The sequence below is a fragment of the Mycobacterium sp. E2497 genome, assembly GCF_001668695.1.
Classification (GTDB): domain Bacteria; phylum Actinomycetota; class Actinomycetes; order Mycobacteriales; family Mycobacteriaceae; genus Mycobacterium.
On record NZ_LZKD01000128.1, the window covers coordinates 39566 to 57534 of the forward strand.

15 protein-coding genes are annotated in these 17969 nt (G+C 69.2%); 7 read left to right on the top strand and 8 right to left on the bottom strand.

The features are described 5' to 3' along the window. Positions 1-33 precede the first annotated feature (33 nt). A complete protein-coding gene (locus A5713_RS10475) occupies positions 34-1749 on the bottom strand; it encodes a hypothetical protein (protein ID WP_231980336.1) in 1716 nt (571 codons plus the stop codon). Between the two features lie 285 nt (positions 1750-2034). Here A5713_RS10475 and A5713_RS10480 point away from each other — a divergent pair, with 285 nt between their 5' ends. Continuing rightward, complete coding sequence (locus A5713_RS10480) at positions 2035-2829, top strand: FkbM family methyltransferase (RefSeq protein ID WP_068095281.1); 795 nt, start codon at positions 2035-2037, stop codon at positions 2827-2829. A gap of 12 nt (positions 2830-2841) precedes the next feature. On the opposite strand, the gene A5713_RS10485 is transcribed toward A5713_RS10480, so the two are convergent. After that, on the bottom strand, positions 2842-4701 hold the full coding sequence (locus A5713_RS10485) for a bifunctional diguanylate cyclase/phosphodiesterase (RefSeq protein ID WP_068095299.1): 1860 nt from the start codon (positions 4699-4701) through the stop codon (positions 2842-2844). A gap of 291 nt (positions 4702-4992) precedes the next feature. Further along, on the bottom strand, positions 4993-6660 hold the full coding sequence (locus A5713_RS10490) for a hypothetical protein (RefSeq protein ID WP_231980334.1): 1668 nt from the start codon (positions 6658-6660) through the stop codon (positions 4993-4995). Between the two features lie 268 nt (positions 6661-6928). Between A5713_RS10490 and A5713_RS10495 the strand changes: the two genes are divergently transcribed. Genes A5713_RS10495 through A5713_RS10505 form a run of 3 tightly spaced genes read left to right on the top strand, consistent with a single transcriptional unit; the run spans position 6929 to position 10300 of the window. Continuing rightward, positions 6929-8110 carry an NAD(P)/FAD-dependent oxidoreductase gene (locus A5713_RS10495; protein WP_068095283.1) on the top strand — a complete coding sequence of 394 codons (1182 nt, stop codon included), beginning with the start codon at positions 6929-6931 and terminating at the stop codon, positions 8108-8110. Further along, positions 8107-9018 carry an RNA polymerase sigma-70 factor gene (locus tag A5713_RS10500; protein WP_067920356.1) on the top strand — a complete coding sequence of 304 codons (912 nt, stop codon included), beginning with the start codon at positions 8107-8109 and terminating at the stop codon, positions 9016-9018. Before A5713_RS10495 ends, A5713_RS10500 begins: the two co-directional genes overlap by 4 nt. A 28-nt stretch (positions 9019-9046) precedes the next feature. Continuing rightward, positions 9047-10300, top strand: a complete 1254-nt coding sequence (locus tag A5713_RS10505; protein ID WP_068095285.1) for an aminodeoxychorismate synthase component I — start codon at positions 9047-9049, stop codon at positions 10298-10300. Between the two features lie 3 nt (positions 10301-10303). Here the strand turns inward: A5713_RS10505 and rsmI are convergent, their stop codons facing one another. Beyond that, positions 10304-11140: a 16S rRNA (cytidine(1402)-2'-O)-methyltransferase gene (rsmI, locus tag A5713_RS10510; RefSeq protein ID WP_068095286.1), complete on the bottom strand. Its 837-nt coding sequence runs from the start codon at positions 11138-11140 to the stop codon at positions 10304-10306. Positions 11141-11165: 25 nt separating this feature from the next. Between rsmI and A5713_RS10515 the strand changes: the two genes are divergently transcribed. Then, positions 11166-12734, top strand: coding sequence for a dolichyl-phosphate-mannose--protein mannosyltransferase (locus tag A5713_RS10515; protein WP_068095288.1), 1569 nt, complete (start codon positions 11166-11168; stop codon positions 12732-12734). Between the two features lie 115 nt (positions 12735-12849). Continuing rightward, positions 12850-13698: a DUF559 domain-containing protein gene (locus A5713_RS10520; RefSeq protein ID WP_068095290.1), complete on the top strand. Its 849-nt coding sequence runs from the start codon at positions 12850-12852 to the stop codon at positions 13696-13698. A 53-nt stretch (positions 13699-13751) separates the two neighbouring features. On the opposite strand, the gene arcA is transcribed toward A5713_RS10520, so the two are convergent. Beyond that, entirely contained in the window at positions 13752-15005 is a 1254-nt protein-coding gene (gene arcA / locus A5713_RS10525; RefSeq protein ID WP_369804393.1) for an arginine deiminase, read from the bottom strand. Between the two features lie 28 nt (positions 15006-15033). On the opposite strand from arcA, the gene A5713_RS10530 reads away from it, so the two are divergent. Further along, the gene (locus tag A5713_RS10530) at positions 15034-15630 is read left to right on the top strand and encodes an alpha-ketoglutarate-dependent dioxygenase AlkB (protein ID WP_197509308.1); all 597 of its coding nucleotides are present in this window, start codon (positions 15034-15036) and stop codon (positions 15628-15630) included. 14 nt (positions 15631-15644) lie between these two features. On the opposite strand, the gene A5713_RS10535 is transcribed toward A5713_RS10530, so the two are convergent. The 3 genes from A5713_RS10535 to A5713_RS10545 form a co-directional block, all read right to left on the bottom strand. Then, positions 15645-16298 (bottom strand): DUF5642 family protein, encoded by a 654-nt coding sequence (locus A5713_RS10535; RefSeq protein WP_067925200.1) that lies wholly within the window; start codon positions 16296-16298, stop codon positions 15645-15647. A 28-nt stretch (positions 16299-16326) separates the two neighbouring features. Further along, positions 16327-17019, bottom strand: a complete 693-nt coding sequence (locus tag A5713_RS10540) for a DUF5642 family protein (RefSeq protein WP_068095292.1) — start codon at positions 17017-17019, stop codon at positions 16327-16329. 26 nt (positions 17020-17045) lie between these two features. Then, positions 17046-17969 (bottom strand): GNAT family N-acetyltransferase (locus tag A5713_RS10545; RefSeq protein ID WP_197516353.1); only part of this gene is annotated, 924 nt, incomplete at its 5' end.

Below are 17969 nucleotides of genomic sequence, written 5' to 3' on the forward strand. Positions count from 1 at the left end.
CGAAAACCCGGACGTGACAATCGCGGCGCTCTGTCACGCTCGGGGGCCGGCGGTCAGCACATCGCGCGATATGTTGACCGTTGCCAGTGGGTAGCCGCCCGAACCGTCACGTCCGTTGCGCGCCAACTGCATGGGCGGGTAGTTCACCACGTGCGATGCGTCCGGCTTGTGCTGTTGCCATTCCACCGATGCCCGCAGCGTGTAGTTGCCAGGCGCCAAGCCGGCCACGTCGAGCTTGACCGACTCGGTCGACGACGCCGGGACCGGTTCGTTGCCGGGGTTGCCGCCGGCGTCGTTGTGGACCAGCGTCTTCAGGTTGACGATCGTCGGAAGCGTGCGGACCACCGCGCCCGAGAAATTCACCAGTTGATAGCGGGGAGCCCACTTCTCGATCGCGGCGGCAGAACCGTAGTTGGTCCACGTCACGGCGATCGTCGCCACACCGTCGTGTATCGGTTGCGGGCTCGGACGCGCTTCGACCGAGTACCGATACCCGGCGGCGACGTTCGCCTGCGCCCACAACAGGTACAGACCCGGGTCCATCGGGGTCGACGATTCCGCGTCAGCGAAGTCGCAACTCGACGTCATCGCGACGTGATACTTGATGACGTCGTGTAGGGCCTTCTGGTAGTAGGACCGTGGCGAGGTGCCGCTCGGCAACAGGCACCATTCGGTGATGACCGGCGCGGTGAGCAACCGATCTTTGAGTTGGGCGATGACCGGATCCTTCTGCTGCACATAACGCGAGCCGTCCAATTCGACCCACCCGGGCAACGGCGCGATCACGCCCAGGCAATCGGCCCGCACACCCACCGGCGCGGCCACTTTCTTGGTGACTTCATCGGAAAGCATTTCGCGCACAATCTCCGGATTCAGCAGCGTCGTGATCAACTGCGTCCGCCGGAACGCGCTCACAGTCGCCGCCACCAGCTGCCTGATCGACGCGATCGTGATGCTCTGATCACGGAACTGGCTGTAATAGCCCAGCTTCGCGACACTTTCGTCGGCCGAAGGACCGGGGGCGCCCAGCGTATCGCGCAAATACGCGATGTGGTTCTCGCTCCAATCCCCGTAGCCGGAGAACTCGAAAACGCTGAGCCGCTCGTCGCCGTCATACCGTCGCCCAAGCGCGGCCAGCAATTGTCCGAAGGCGTCGAGGTATCGGGGGTCGTTCCACTTCGGCACCACCTGCACCACCCCGGGCGTCCACCAAAACCGTTCCGGTCCGGCGTAGTCGGTGGCGGCCGATCGCATCCAGTCGGGGATCGCGATGTTCGTGTTGTTCGGAAACACAGTGTCACAACAGGAGTGGTAGGCGACGATGCGAAGGGTCATTCGCATGTTTCTGCCGGCCAACTTGTTCAGCGCGTCATCGATCACGCTGAAGTCGAATTTCTGGTCGTCCGAGGCGTCGGGGGGCAGCGTGCTGGGATCCGTGGGCTGCAACTGCCGCCACGTGACACGCAGGCTGGCGTCATCCGATGCGGGCCAGGCCGGGTACCGGTGCTGCGCGGGATTGGCCTGCGGGAACAACGGGATCAAAAGATCTTCGTATTGGCCGCGCAGCGGATTCTGTACGTCCTGGACGGCCAGCGGTATCGCGGGGCTGATTATCGCGGTCACCAACTCGGGGTTTCCGCGGCCACCACACCCGTTCAACAACAGCGTCACGCAAACGGCGACGAGCACGGTGGTCTTGCGCAACGTCCCAGCCGCGTTGGCGAACACGGACGTCGGCGGGGTCGGCATTCCGCTCGCCGAACGTGGGCCCTCCATCAGCTTCAAGGACTGACACCTCTCCGGTCGCTGGCGCTCTCCACCCAAAGCGCGCCACATGAAATCGGCAACGATGCAACGCTGCCCCACATCATCGGTCAATCATGCACATCTTCGATGCATATCCCGGCCACTGTTGGGTGGCGGCCGGCGTCAGCGGGTTCCTTGCCGGGCACCGCTACGTCGGGCCGCTCAAATTGGTATGGTCGCGCAATCCACTCGGCTGATCCCTCCGAGAATCGCTCAGGAGACCGCACGATGCCTTTGGTTCGATCGGCCACGCGTCGGCTGGCGCCCGCCGTCAAGGCACTGGCGCCGGGTTTCTTCTGGCGGCGGAAATACCGCATCCTGCAACGCCTCGGGGAAAGCCGTACCGACATCCAGTTGGCGGTTTCGTTGTGCGACCCGAACCGGATCTCGCTGGACATCGGCGCCGACGTCGGACAGTTCACGATCGCCATGCTGGCGTCGTCGCGATCGGTGATCGCGTTCGAACCCCGGCCCGCGCAAGCCCGCGATCTGGCCTCGATGTTCGACGCCGCAGGCGTTCCCGTACGGGTGGAGGCGGTCGCGCTGTCTGACACCGCCGGCGTCGGGACGATGAGGGTGGTCGAATCCGAGCCGGGCCGCAGCACGATCGACACCACCAATGTCCTGAGCGACGTCGACAACAGCGGGATCCGCAGCATCGAGGTCCCCATCAAGCGGCTCGACGATCTAGACCTGCAAGACGTCGGCATGATCAAGATCGACGTCGAGGGCCATGAACTCGCCGTGTTGCGCGGCGCCACAAAGACACTCGCGCGTGACCGGCCCGCAATCATGGTGGAGGCCGAGCAACGCCATTACCCCGGCGCGGTTGCCGAGATCAGCGAGTTGTTACGCCAGTCCGGCTACTCCGGGTATTTCGAACTCGACGGCGTTCGACGGCCGATCGACGACTTCGACCCGCGCACGCACCAGGACCCATCCAACGTCGGCGACCGGGAGAACGACTGGGCGCCTCGCGGCGTCTACGTCAACAACTTCGTGTTCATTCCCCAGGGTCGGTAGGCCCACGCGATGCTAGATGCCGCCCGTCGGCAACGCCTTGCGGTCGGCCAAAAACGGCAGCGACAGCCAGCGTGCGGACAACAGGGCTTCCATCGCCTCGCCGGGGACAGGACGCGACAACAGGAAACCCTGCGCGCGTCGGCACCCGTGCTGGATCAAAGTCATTGCCGCCACCGGCGTTTCAACTCCCTCGGCGACGACTTCCAGACCGAACGCCTCGGCCAGACCGATGATCGCGCGAACGATCGCCAGGTCGCCGGCGTTGTTACCCAGGTCGCGCACGAACCCGGTGTCGATCTTGAGCATGTCGACCGGCAGGGACTTCAGGTGCGACAGCACCGCGTAGCCGGTACCGAAGTCGTCGATGGCCAGCTGGACCCCCACGTCCTTGAGCTCCGCCAAGGTTTTTCGCGTGGTCTCGATGTCGTGCACCACGGCGCGCTCGGTGATCTCCAGGCACACCGAGCCGGCGAGGCCGAACTCGTCGATGGTGGCGGCGACGTCGCGCACGAAACCCCGGGTGATGAGCTGGATCGGCGACACATTGATGCGCATGACGGCCCCTTGGCCGACGCCCTTGGCCCGCCAACTGCTGAACTCGGCGCACGCGGTGCGCATCACCCAGTGCCCCAACTCCGCCGCCAGGTTGGTCGATTCGGCGATCCCGATGAAGGAGTCCGGTTGCAGCAGGCCCCAGATCGGGTGCCGCCAACGGACCAGCGCCTCCGCGCCGACGATGGCGCCCGTCGACAGGTCGATCTCGGGCAGGTAGTGCAGGAGCAGCGCCTCGCTGCCGATGTCGCCTTGCAGGTGCAGCTCGATGTCGTTGCGGAACGCGCGCTTGAGGGACATGTCGTCGGTGGACACCGCGATCTGGTTGCCGCCGCCGCGCTTTGCCGTCAGCACCGCCTCGTCGGCGCGGCGGAGCAGGTCGGTGCAGTTGTCCCGTCCCGGCTGCCCCACCGCCAGCCCGATGCTGACCGTGCGGCTGATCACGTGGCCGCCGATGGCCAGCCGCTCGCACAGCATCGCCGAGAGACGCCGGGCGAATGACTCCGCGGCCTCCGGTGACATCGGCTGGTCGGGAACGACGACGAACTCGTCACCGCCCAACCGGGCGATCGTGCTGTCGGGGGCGCAGACCCGGATGCGTTGCGCGAAGACCCGGATGAACCAGTCACCGGCGGTGTGGCCGAGGTAATCGTTGATCGGCTTGAGCCGGTCGAGGTCGAGGTACATCACCGCGACGGGCCCGGCGCATCCCGTCGCGAGCCGTCCGGACAGATGCGCGACCAGCGCGCGACGGTTGTAGAGGCCGGTCAGGTCGTCGTGCTCGGCGAGATAACGAAGCTTTTCTTCAGCGGCGATGCGGGCCTGCAGCTGCGCGAACAGCGCCGCGACCGCCTCGAGCGTGTTGATCTCTTCCTGCTCCCACTTGCGGGCACCGACCTTGACGAAGCCGAGCAAGCCGGTGGTCGTCTCACCCGAGACCAACGGTGCGGCCGCCACCGAGGGCGAGGCGGCCACCTTCGCCCCGCCGAGCCTGCGCCGGAAATAGCGTTTGGACTGCGCCGGACGGATCACCACCGGTTTGTGCCCGTGCCCGCACTGGGCGAGGACCGACTCGGCGATGTCCAGCTGAGCGAAGGCCGTCGGATCCGGGTCCGCGGCGTCCGAGCGGGGCGGCCACTCGGCAACCAGCGCCGAGGCCCGGGTGTGCGGGTCGAGGTGCCGCAGGAAGCTGGCGTCCACGTCGAACTGTTCGACCAGTTGCGCGAGCACCTTTTCGCTCACCAGGGTGGCCGTGGCGGCGGTGGCCTCCATCAACTGGGTGGCGACGGAGGTGACGACCAGGTCCAGGCTGCGTGGCACGGTCTCCTCCGATACGGGCATACATCCCACGGGGCGGCCACCGTGGTGACGGTTGCCCGATCGGGGGACGGTCATGATGACGAACCCCGCCGGATGCGCGCCCAGCGCGTCGACGTACCCCTTCGGTTCGCGTGTGTGGCTGTCGGATGTTTTCGGACCAGGGCAGGTCACGCTCGGTTTTGGTCAGCAAAACCTACCACGCGGTACCCGCCCCATCCGGGCTAACGAACAACTTCCGGCGAGGGTCTGCCGGCCGGCGCGAACGAGGGCCGTCGGCCCGTCATCGAGGCGCTAGGACCCGTTGGCGGCCGCCGCGTCGCTCGCGATGTCGAGGGTGGCTATCGGATACAGGCCAGAGCCGTCCCGCCCGTCGCGGGCCAGCGCCATGGGCGCGTAGTTCACCACGTGGGAGGCGCCGGGCTTGTGCTGCTGCCAGTCCACGGATGCGCGCAGCGTGTAGTGCCCGGGCGCCAGGCCGGTCACGTCGACGCGCACCGACTCGGTGGCCGACTCGGGCACCGCCTCCTCGCGGGACGAGCTGGAGTCGTCGTGGACCAGCGTCTTGAGGTTGACCGTCGCGGGAATGGTACGGACCACCGCTCCGGAGAAGTCGACCAGTTTGTAGCCGGGTGCCCATTGCTCGGTGGCCGCCGCCGAGCCGTAGTTGGTCCAGACGACGGAGATGGCCGCCACCTTGCCCTGGATCGACTGCGAGCCCGGCTTGGCCTCCACCGAGTACCGGTAGCCGGCCGAGGCGTTGGCCTTGGCCCACAGGAGATACAGCTTGGGGTCCATCGCCGACGTCGCATCCCGGTCGGGGAAGTTGGAGCTCGACGTCATCGAGACGTGATACCTGACGACGTCGTGCAGGGCCTTCTCGTAGTACGACCGCGGGTCGGTCCCGTTCGGCAATCCGCACCACTGGCTGACCACCAGCGCCGAGGTGAGCCGCTGCTTGATCGCGTTGACGGCGGCGTCGTTGAACCGCACGTAGTGCGAGTCGCTGGACTCGGCCCATTCCGGCAGCGGCGCTTGCACGCCAAGGCAATCCGCGCGGATGCCGACCGGAGCGGAGAGTTTCTTCGTCACGTCGTCGGCGAACAACTCGCGGACGATCTCCGGATTCTCCCCGGTGACCACCAACTGCGTGTGGCCGAACGCGCCGACGTTCGCCGCGACCAGCTGCCCGATGGACGCCTTGGTGATGCTCTGATCGCGAAACTGGCTGTAATAGCCCAACTTCGAGAGGCTGTCGTCCGGCGTCGGCCCCGGCGCACCGAGCGCGTCCCGTAGGTAGGCGAGGCTGGTCTTGCCGGAGTCGCCGTACCCGGAGAACTCGAACACGCTGAGGCGCTCGTCGCCGTCGTAGCGCCGGCCGAGCGCGGCGAGCAGCTGCCCGAAGTTGTTGAGGTAGTCGGCGTCGTTCCAATTCGGGACCACCTGGGTGACACCGGGCGTGGACCCGTTCGGCGCCGGGGGGTAGCTGGTGGCCGCGGAGCGGATCCAGTCCGGGATCGCGATGTTGGTGCCGTTGGGATAGGAATCGTTACAACAGGATCTGTAGGCGTACACGCCGAGGATCAGCCGCATGTTTCGGCTGCCGACCTTGGCCAGCGCGTCGTCGATCGCGCTGAAGTCGAACTTGCGGTCGTCGGGCGCGTCGGGCGGCAGCGTGTGCGGGTCGACGGGCTGCAACTGCCGCCACGAGACCCGCAGGCTGGCGTCGTACGACGCGGGCCAGGCGGCGTACCGCTGCTGAGCGGGATTGCCTTGCGGGAAAAGCGGATTCAAGCCTTCCTCGTATTGGCCGCGCAGCGGGTTGGGGATCTCTTGCGCGCTGGGCGGGATGGCCGGACTGACCATCGCGGACAGTGGACCGGGATCGCTCTTGCCACCGCATCCGCTCAGCACCACCGCCGCGCACACGACAGCGGCCAGCGCGCTCTTCCTCGTCTTCACGGTTGCTTCTCCCAACACACACCGATGCACACTGAAGTGGCCCCATACTGCCTGGGTTATCTGGTGCGCGTATACGACGCGGGGCTGGTCACGAATTGGCGTAGCGCAGCCTAGCACGCACCACCCGTCCCTCCCCCGGTCCGCCGCGGGCCGGCCCGACCCCGCAAGCGGCACCCGTGAGGCGCGTCACAATGTGGGCGGCCCTGTCACGCTCGAGGACCCCGCGGTGTCTCAAGGGCATCAGGCCCGCGAGAACAGGAGACAGCAAATGACCGAGGTGATCGCCCAGAAAACCCATGTCGTCGTGGTCGGCGGCGGATACGCCGGAACCCTGGCCGCAAACCGGCTCCGGCAACGTCGCGACGTCGACGTCACCCTGGTGAACCCGCGCCCCGTCTTCGTGGAGCGAATCCGGCTGCACCAGTTGGTCGCCGACACCGGCCCCGCGACCGCCGACTACGCGACCCTGCTCGCCGACGGGATCCGGTTGGTCGTCGACGCCGTCGACCGCATCGAGGCCACCGACCGGCGCATCCTGCTGTCCTCGGGCCGCGAGCTCGGCTACGACTACCTCATCTACGCGGTCGGCAGCACCGGCGCCGCACCCGCTGCGGTGCCCGGGTTCGCCGACTTCGCGTACCCGATAGCCGACCTGGAAAGCGCGCAGCGGTTGCGCTACGCGCTGGCCGACCTGCCGCTGGACGCGCCCGTGATCGTCGTCGGCGGCGGGCTGACCGGCATCGAGACGGCCGCCGAGCTGGCCGAACGGGGCCGCCAAATGACCCTGGTGTGCGGCGCCACGCTCGGCCCGTCGCTGAGCAGGCGCGGCCGGCGTTCCGTCGCCAAGCGCCTGCGCGGCTTCGGGGTCAACGTGCTGGAATCGGCGACCGTGACCGAGGTGCGATGGGACGCGGTGGTGCTCGGCGACGGAGCAGTGCTGCCGAGCGCGGCGACGGTCTGGACCGCCGGATTCGCCGTGCCGGACCTGGCCGCGCGCAGCGGGCTGAGCACCGACGCGCTGGGCCGGCTGCTCACCGACGAGACGCTGACCAGCGTCGACAACCCCTACGTCGTCGCGGCGGGCGACGCGGCCGCGCCGTCGGGCCAACCCTTACGGATGAGCTGCCAGGCCGCCGGCCCGCTGGGTGCGCAGGCCGCCGACACCGTGCTCAGCCGCATCGACTTAACCGCTCCGGCCCGGCTCAATCAGGCGTTCGTCGGCCAGTGCATCAGCCTGGGCCGCACCTACGGCACGCTGCAGTTGGCCCACACCGACGACACTCCGGTGAACCTGGCGATCGGCGGCCGGACCGCTGCGTCGATCAAGGAGGCCATCTGCAAGGGCACCCTGTGGGCCATTCGGCGCGAGGCCGCCAAGCCCGGCTCGTACCGCTGGCTCAAGGGCGGCAAGCGGCCCGCGCAGGAGTCCGCCGAGGTCGCGCTGCAATGACGCACGCGCCCGCCGGCAACGAGCACGCCGAACGGTTCACCGTGCTGCGGCCGCTGCTGTTCACCATCGCCTACGAGATGCTCGGTTCGGCCACCGAGGCCGACGACGTCCTGCAGGACAGCTACCTGCGGTGGGCGGCGGTCGAACTGTCGACGGTGCGTGACACCAAGTCCTACCTGGCTGCGCTGGTGACCCGGCAGGCGCTCAACGCGTTGCGCGCCGACGCGCGCCGGCGCGAGGAGTACGTGGGGCCGTGGCTGCCGGAGCCGCTGCTGCTCGACGAGCAAGATGCCTCGACGGATGTCGTTCTGGCGGAATCCATTTCGATGGCGATGTTGGTCCTGCTGGAAACGCTGAGCCCCGACGAGCGGGCGGTGTTCGTGTTGCGCGAGGTGTTCGGCTTCGACTACGGCGAGATCGCCGAGGCAGTCGGCAAACCGGCGCCCACGGTACGCCAGGTGGCGCACCGGGCGCGCGAACACGTGCGGGCGCGGCGGAAGAGGTTCGAGGCGACCGATCCGCAGCGCAACGCGCGGCTCACCGCCCAGTTCCTCCAGACGGCCGCCAGCGGTGACGTCCAGACGCTGATGACGATGCTCGCCCCCGACGCCACCTGGACGGCCGACAGCGGCGGCAAGGTGTCCGCGGCACGCCGGCCGGTGGTCGGCGCCGACCGGGTGGCCAGGGCCATCGTCGGCCTGATCCGCAAGGCGAGCGAGTTCGCGGAGTTCCGCATCGAGATGGTGACCTGCAACAGCGCCCCGGCGGTGCTGCTCTACCTGGGCGATCACCTCGAGGGGGTGATCACCCTGGAGATCGCCGCGGACAAGATCACGAACTTCTACGTGACGCGCAATCCGGACAAGCTGGCGGCGCTGGCGACCGCGCGCGACGTCAGCCGCGGCTAGGCGGGCGCTCTTCTGTCAAGCTAGGGCGGTGCGTATCGACCGGCTCGGCGACCTTGGCGCCGCCCCCGCGGTGCTGCGCGCCGTGGGGGACGCCACCGCCCGGCTCGGGCTGCCGCCGCCGGCCGCGCTGACCGGCGAATGGTTCGGCGCGCTGGCGGTCATCGCGCCGAGCGTGCCGGTGCGGCCCGTCGATGCCGACGCCGCCTTCGCGGTCCAGCCCGGCCCGCAGTCACTCGATTCGGAAGCCGTGGGTGGCGGCTGGATCGGTTACCTTTCCTATCCCGATCCCGGCGCCGGCGGCGAGCCGAACCGGATCCCCGAGGCCGCGGGCGGCTGGACCGACTGCGTGCTGCGGCGCGACCGGGACGGCCGGTGGTGGTACGAAAGCCTGTCCGGCGCGCCGATGCCGGACTGGCTGGCCGCCGCCCTGGCAACGGGGCCGCCGCCGACGCGCGACTGCCGCATCGACTGGGCCTCGGCCGATCGGGCGCCCCACCGCGACGGCGTGCTGAACTGCCTGGAGGCCATCCGCGCCGGCGAGGTGTACCAGGCGTGCGTGTGCACGCAGTTCATCGGAACGGCCAGTGGCGCCCCCCTGGACTTCTTCGCCGACGGCATCGCCCGCACTGCCCCGGCGCGGGCCGCCTACCTCGCCGGGCCGTGGGGCGCGGTGGCGTCGCTGTCCCCGGAACTCTTCCTGCGACGGCGCGGGACGCTGGTGACGTCCAGCCCGATCAAGGGCACCCTGCCGCTGGATGCCTGGCCGTCGGCGCTGCGGGCGTCGGCCAAGGAGGTGGCCGAGAACATCATGATCGTGGACCTGGTGCGCAACGACCTCGGCCGGGTGGCGATCGTCGGCACCGTCACCGTGCCCGAGTTACTGGTGGTGCGACGCGCCCCGGGCGTGTGGCACCTGGTGTCCACCGTGTCGGCACGCGTCCCGGTCGAGCTGCCGACGTCCGCGCTGCTGGACGCCGCCTTCCCGCCCGCCTCGGTCACCGGAACACCCAAACACCGTGCGCGCCAGCTGCTCTCGCAATGGGAGCCGCATCGCCGTGGAATATATTGCGGCACAATCGGTTTGGCTTCGCCCTTGGCGGGGTGCGAACTGAACGTGGCCATCCGGACGGTGGAGTTCGACGCTGCGGGCGGCGCTGTCCTCGGTGTCGGCGGAGGGATCACCGCCGACTCCGATCCCGACGCGGAATGGGCCGAATGCCTGCACAAAGCGTCCCCGATCGTGGGGCAGCCGCGGATCGCGGCCGCGTTCTCGGCGGGCTGACCCTCAGGCCTGGCGCGACCGCAGGACGGCGTCGTAGAGCTGGCGCGAGCGCACCCCCGGATTGGCGGCGGCCACCTCACCGCAGGCGTCCTTCACGCGCGCGCCGCCGTCGACCAGCTCCTGCACCCGCCCGAGCAGCGCGGGCAGGTCGGCGCGCGGGGTGGCGCCGGCCAGCACCACGGTGATCTCGCCGAGCACCCCGTCGTCGGCCCACGCGGCCAGCTCGTCGAGCGATCCACGCACCACCTCCTCGTGCACCTTGGTCAGTTCCCGGCAGATCGCGGCCCGACGGGCGCCGCCGAGCTGGTCGACGGCGTCCTGCAGGCACGCGGCCAGCCGGCGCGGCGATTCGAAGAACACGCAGGTGCGCCGCTCGTCGGCCAGCGAGTCCAGCCAGGCCCGCCGCGCGGCCTTCTTGCGGGGGGCGAATCCCTCGAAGCAGAACTTCTCCGCCGGCAGGCCGGACAGGGCGAGCGCCGTCATCACCGCCGACGGGCCGGGCAAACACGTCAGCGGCAGGCCGGCGTCCACGCACGCCGCGACCAGCCGGAAGCCGGGATCGCTGACCAGCGGCATCCCGGCATCGCTGACCACCAGCACCGTCGCGCCGGCCTTGACGGCGGCGATCAGGGGCTCCACCCGGGCCGCCTCGACGCGGTCGAACAGGCTGACCACCCGGCCGGTGATCGTGACGTCCAGGGCCTTCGCCAGCGTCCGCACCCGGCGGGTGTCCTCGGCCGCCACCACGTCGGCGCGGGCGAGGGCGTCGATCAGGCGGGGCGAGGCGTCCGACGGCTGGCCCAACGGGGTCGCGCCCAGCAACAGGCGGCCGGTGGTCATGACGGACAGCCTACGATCGACACCGATGTCCGCCCCGCCCCGCGAAACCCCGGTCGCCGGCCAGGAGCGCGTCGTGCCCGTCGTCAGCCCGGGGCCGATGGTCCCGGTGGCCGATTTCGGGCCGACCGATCAGATTCGCGGCTGGGTCGTGACGGGCGTGATCGCCGTGCTGGCCGCGATCAGCCGGTTCCTCAACCTGGGTTCGCCGACCGATGCCGGCACGCCCATCTTCGACGAGAAGCATTACGCGCCGCAGGCCTGGCAGGCGTTGCACAACCACGGGGTCGAGGACAACCCCGGGTTCGGCCTGGTGGTCCATCCGCCGGTCGGCAAGCAACTGATCGCGATCGGTGAGGCGGTCTTCGGCTACACCGGCGTCGGCTGGCGATTCACCGGCGCCCTGCTCGGCGTGGTGCTGGTCGTGCTGGTGATGCGGATCGTGCGGCGGATCAGCCGCTCGACGCTGGTCGGCGCCATCGCCGGCGTGCTGGTGATCTGCGACGGCGTCAGCTTCGTCACCGCCCGGACCGCCCTGCTCGACGGCATCCTCACCTTCTTCGTGGTCGCGGCGTTCGGCGCGCTGATCGTCGACCGGGACGAGGTGCGCCGGCGCATGCACGTCGCGCTGCTCGAGGGCCGCGCCGCCGAGACGCTGTGGGGCCCGCGGCTGGGGGTGCGCTGGTGGCGGTTCTCTGCGGGCGTCCTGCTCGGATTGGCGTGCGGGACAAAGTGGTCGGGTGTGTATTTCGTGCTGTTCTTCGGCGCGATGTCGTTGGCCTTCGACGTCGCGGCGCGGCGCCAGTACCAGGTGACCCGGCCGTGGGCGGGGATGTTGGGCCGGGATCTGATCCCCACCGTCTACGCGCTGGTGCTCATCCCGTTCGCCGTCTATCTGGCCAGCTACGCGCCCTGGTTCGCGTCCGAGACGGCGATCGATCGGCACGAGGTCGGTCAGTCCATCGGCCCCCGTTCGGTGGTCCCGCTCCCGGACGCCATCCGCTCGCTATGGCACTACACCGCCATGGCGTTCAAATTCCACAAGAGCCTGACGAACGCCGCCGGTAACCACCACCCGTGGGAGTCCAAGCCGTGGAGCTGGCCGATGTCGTTGCGGCCGGTGCTGTACGCGATCGACCTGCAGAACGTCTCCGGATGCGGCGGGCAGTCGTGCGTCAAGGCGGAGATGCTGGTGGGCACCCCGACCATGTGGTGGCTGGCCGTGCCGGTCCTGCTCTACGCCTGCTGGCGCACCTTCGTCCGCCGCGACTGGCGTTATGCCGTTGTGCTGACCGGGTATTGCGCCGGGTGGCTGCCCTGGTTCGCCGACATCGACCGGCAGATGTACTTCTTCTACGCGGCGACGATGGCGCCGTTCCTGGTGATGGGGATCGCCCTGATATGTGGGGACATCCTCTACCCGCCCGGCCGGACGCGCGGTCTCACCCAGGAGCGACGCACGCTGGGGCTGATCGCCGTCTGTTGTTACGTCGCGTTGGTGGTGACCAATTTCGCCTGGCTGTTCCCGGTGCTCACCGGGCTGCCGATTTCGCAGCAGACGTGGGACATGGAGATCTGGCTGCCCAGCTGGCGCTGATGGCTTTGCCCGCCGTTCGTCGCCGAGATTGCCCTGAGGGCTGCGCTTCGCACGCTGTCCACAACCCTGGCGGCAATGTGGACGCGAGATCGGTCGTGGCGTCCATGATGGGCGCGTGGCGGGGACCTTTATCGGAAGCGAAGCGATAGCGGGCGGTTCGCTCACGCGCGGCCAATTGCGTTGCCGCTACCGGCGAATCCATCGCGACGTGTACGTGCCGAAGAATGCGCCCAGGTCGCTTCACGACAATATCTGGGCGGCCTGGCTGTGGTCGGGCAGGCGGGCGATCATCGCCGGCCGGGCGGCCGCCGCGCTGCACGGGGCGAAATGGGTCGACGACCTCGCGCCCGTCGAGATCATCGGGCCTTTCCACCACCCGCCACCCGGCGTCATCATCCGCCGCGAACGCATCAGCGCAGAGGATGTCGTCGACCTCGATGGGCTACCGATCACCAGCCCGACGCGTACGGCATTCGACCTGGGGCGCCATCTGCCGCGCGGTCTCGCGGTGGCCCACCTTGACGCGTTGTCGGCCGCGACCGGCCTCGCCCCGGCCGACGTGGCTCCGCTCTTCGCCCGCAACAAGGGGGTCCGGGGCGTTCGGCGATGCCGGGCAGCCCTGTCCCTGATGGACGGGGGTGCACAGTCGCCGAAGGAAAGCTGGCTGCGCCTCGTGTTGATCGACGCCGGCTTGCCGCGGCCCACCACGCAGATCAGGGTGACCGACGGTCGGCTGGTCGCCTACCTGGACATGGGGTGGGAAGAACCGATGGTGGCGCTGGAGTACGACGGCGAACAGCACCGCACCGATCGCGGCCAGTATGTGAAAGACATTCGCCGGGCCGAGATGGTGGCAAGCCTCGGCTGGACCGTGATCAGGGTCATCAACGAGGATCGTCCCGGCATCATCGCCCGACGGGCCCGCGAGGCGCTGGCCCGCCGTTCGTCGCCGAGATTGCCGTGAGGGTTGCGGTTCGGCCCCCAGCGACGACCATGGCGGCAATCTCAGCGCAACGGCTACAGCGGATCGCGGGCGACCGGACAGGACATGCAGCGGGGGCCGCCGCGGCCGGTGCCCAGCTCGGACCCCGCGATGGTCAGCACCTCGATGCCCGCGTCCAGCAGGCGGGCGTTGGTCTGCGCGTTGCGCTCGTAGGCGACGACGACCCCCGGCGCCAACGCCAGGGTGTTGTTGCCGTCGTCCCACTGCTCCCGCTCGGCGATCACGGGGTCCAACCCCGTGTCGATCACCCGCAGCCGGTCGATCTCCATCGCCTTGGCGGCGGCCTCCAGAAACGGCGCCTCATCGCTGATCGCCACACCGTCCGGCGTGCGCTCGATGGTGAACGCCGACAGCGTGTCGACCACATTGGCGTACATCACCACGGTGTCGGTGTCGACCATCGTGCACACCGTGTCCAGGTGCATCTGCGCACGCCGCTGCGCGATCGGCACGGCGAGCACCTTGTGGGCCAGGTCGTCGTCGAAAAGGCTGCGGGCCAACGCTTCCGCGCCCGCCGGGGTGGTGCGTTCACCGACGCCGACCGCGACCACACCGGGAGCGAGCAGCAGCACGTCGCCGCCCTCGACCGGGGCGGTGCGCGACTCGTAGGCGCGCCGCACCCCGGTGAACCGCGGGTGATGCGCGTAGATCAGATCGGTCAGCGACGCCTCGCGGACCCGGGCGCGCAGCGCCAGCGTGGGAATGACCACCCGCGGGCCGATCCATATCGACGAGTCGCGGGTGAACACCAGGTTGGGCAGCGGCTCGATGACGAAGTCCGCCCCCTGGTGCATGCGCAGCACCAGCGACACGTCGGTCCGGATGTCCGAGGGCAGTTCGTTGAACGTCATGCCGGCCATCAGCACCTGAGCCAGCCTGCCCGGGTCCAACCCGCGCAGGTAGGACGAAAGCGCTTGCGCCAGCGGCACTCCGAGCCTCCGCGCGTCGACCGCGGCGGCGACGCCCTGCATCCGCGCCGCCCCGCTGTGGGTCAACGCCTCGGCCAGCAGGTCCGACAACAGCAGCACCTCGACGCCCCGTGACCGCAGCAGCGCGGCGAAGCGGTCGTGTTCGTCCTGCGCGCGCGCGACCCAGGGCAGCCCGTCGAAGAGCAACTGATCCATGTTGCGCGGATTGAGCCGCCGCAGCTCGCCGCCCGGTCGATGCAGGATCACGACCCGCAGCGTGCCCACCTCGGAATTGGTGCCCAGCTCAACCACGCCCACAAGGAAAACGGTAGCCGCTCGGACGGCCGGTCCCCTCTTCATCGAACGGATGTGCGATAGACTGGCCGCCGTGGAGATCGCGGTACAAGGCTCCCTGTTCGCACACACCGAGCGCAGAGAACTCGGTGACGGCGCCTTCATCGAGATCCGCGCGGGTTGGCTCACCGACGCCGACGATCTGCTCGACGGCCTGCTGTCGGGCGTGCCCTGGCGAGAGGAACGCCGCCAGATGTACGACCGTGTGGTCGACGTGCCGCGGCTGGTGAGCTTTCACGACCTGACCGTCGAGGACCCGCCGCACCCGCTGCTGGCCAGGCTGCGGCGCCGGCTCAACGACATCTACGCGGGCGAGCTCGGTGAGCCGTTCACCACCGTCGGGTTGTGCTGCTACCGCGACGGCTCGGACAGCGTCGCCTGGCACGGCGACACCATCGGGCGCAGCAGCTCCGAGGACACCATGGTGGCGATCGTCAGCCTGGGCGCCACCCGCACCTTCGCCATGCGGCGGCGCGGTGGCGGGCCGTCGTTGCGGCTGCCCCAGGCGCACGGGGACCTGCTGGTGATGGGGGGCTCGTGCCAGCGCACCTGGGAGCATGCCGTACCCAAGACGACCACACCGGTGGGCCCGCGCATCAGCATCCAGTTCCGGCCGCGCGGCGTCCGTTAGGCCCGCCCCATTCGCTAGCCGCGGACCGACTTCACCGCGCTGACGAGCAAGTCGCGGGCCCGTTGCGTATCGACCGGCGCGACCGGCTGCCCGGGGACCACCAGCGGATTGGCGGTGACGATCACCTGGTAGTCACCGAATTGGGCCGAATAGTCGTAGAGCTCGCCCGTGCGGGCACCGCCCGGGGCCAGCGCCTGCAGGACGCGGTGCACCCCCAGCGTGCGGGCCCCGTCGATGTGCGGCGCGTCGACCACCTCGAGGCCGCCACGCAATTGCGGTCCGGTGAACGCCACCTTGGCGCACTCCTTGCCGGGGTCGTTGAACGGCAAGGCTTTTGAGGTCTCCACGGCGATCACGACGAATCGGTTGCCCTTGCCCTCGGCGGAGACGGCGGCCATGTTGCCCTGCAGGTCGGGGGGCATCTCCGGTCCCGTCGCCGCCTTGGCGCAATTGGCCGGGTCGAACGTGAGGCCCTCCGGGAGCTTGCGGCCGGAGAGCACCTTGGGATCGATCCCCCGCTCCCCGATGTCGGTGACCTTGAACTCCGGCCCGAAGCTCGACTTCACGTCGGCGACCTTCTTGATGTCGACGTTCGCCGAGCTAGGCGCCCCCGACGAGCATCCGGCGAGCACACCCACCGCCGCGACCGTGACCGCCACTTTGAACACCGTGGCTAATCTACCGAAGGCCGGCGCGTCAGCTGCGCAACGTGGACACCGTTTTGACGAGCAGATCGGCGGCGAATTGCGGCGGCAGCGCTGGGACCACCGAACCCGGATCGGTGGTCAGCGTGGTGAACGCGTAGAAGTTGCCCAGGTATGCGATGAAGGTGTATGTGCGCGAATCAATCTCGGTGCCCGACTCGACGGACGATTTGACGTCGGCCACCATACCGAGGGTTTGGGCGCCGTCGATGCGGGGAGCGTCGGTGAGGTGCACGCTCGCCGTGCTGCGTGCGACGGTCATGGTCCACTGGCCGCACGCGGCGACCACGTCGTCGGGCCGGACCACCGGCCCCGGCAAAGCCACCACCACCGCGTCGACGATGCCGCCGCTGCCCGAGGCGGACACCCCCTGCGCCGACTGGTCACGTCCGTTGCCGGGGTCGGCCAGCGCCCCGCATTGCGGCGGCCGCACCTTGGTGTCCGAAGCATTGGGCCCCAGGCTCCAGATCACTTGCGGGGACGCCCCGCTGGGGATGCCCGTGGTCGCCTCGTAACCGGGCGGCAGCTCGCGAACCACCCGCTTGATGTTGGCCGGGTTGACCGCCGTCGGCGGTGGCGCCTTCGTGGGCGTCGGCGACGCGGCGGGCGCCGGTGCGTGGGTGCACGCGGCCACCAGCAACGCCAGCGCGGGAGTTGTCACCGCGCCAAACCGGAACGGCCGCATGCTCGTTCGTAGCACCGGGTGCGGCGTCAGCCGACCACCTCGATCATCTGGCGGGCGACGTGCTCGATCTGGGCGGCCACGTCGCGCCGGAATCCGTGGTCACGCCGGCGCGGGACGTCGATGACGGTGGTGATGACGCCGACGTCCTCGCGCTGCCAGATCGCGCCGTGATGGTCCATGATCGTCCGCATCGGCAGGTTATCGGAAAGCATTCGGGCCGAGAATCTTTCGACGCCGGCGACCCGGGCGGCAATGGACAGGGCGTTGATCAGAAAGGTGCCGATCCCGCGGCCCTGATAGGCGTCGGCGACGGTGAACGCGATCTCGGCGACGCTGCGGTCGCCTTCGGCGCGCACGTAGCGCGCGTCGGCCACCGGGTTCCCTGAGTCGATCACCACCCAGACGAAGTGGTCGACGTAGTCGACCTCCGAGAGGTAGTGCATCAGCGCCGGGGTGGGAAGGCGCGGTGTCATGAACCGCCGGTACAGCGTCTCGCTGGAGAATTGGATGTGCCCGTGCACGGTTCGCTCGCTGTCGCCGGGCAGCACCGGCCGCAGCATCAGGTCTGTTCCATCGCGGACACGAATGGGGATCGGCGTGATGAACGCGGCGAGACGCTGGCGCACCGTGCGCAGCAGCCGCTCCATGACCCCGGGGATGTGGACCATACGGACGAAGGCGTCGTTGTCGCCGATCCACCCGGTCAGCGGGCCTGCGGTGGTGACGGTAGCGGTCCGCGGGATGTGCCGCAGCAGGGCGATCTCCCCGATGAGCATCCCGGGAAAGGCGTGCTCCACGATGACCACGCCGTCATCGCCGACATGGGTGATCTCCACGATTCCCGAGGAGATGAGCAGGAAGGAGACCGCCTGCTCGCCCTGCTGCATCAGCACCTGGCCGGGCGCGGCGCGCAGCGGTTGCAGCGACGCGGCCAGCGGCGCCAGATCGGC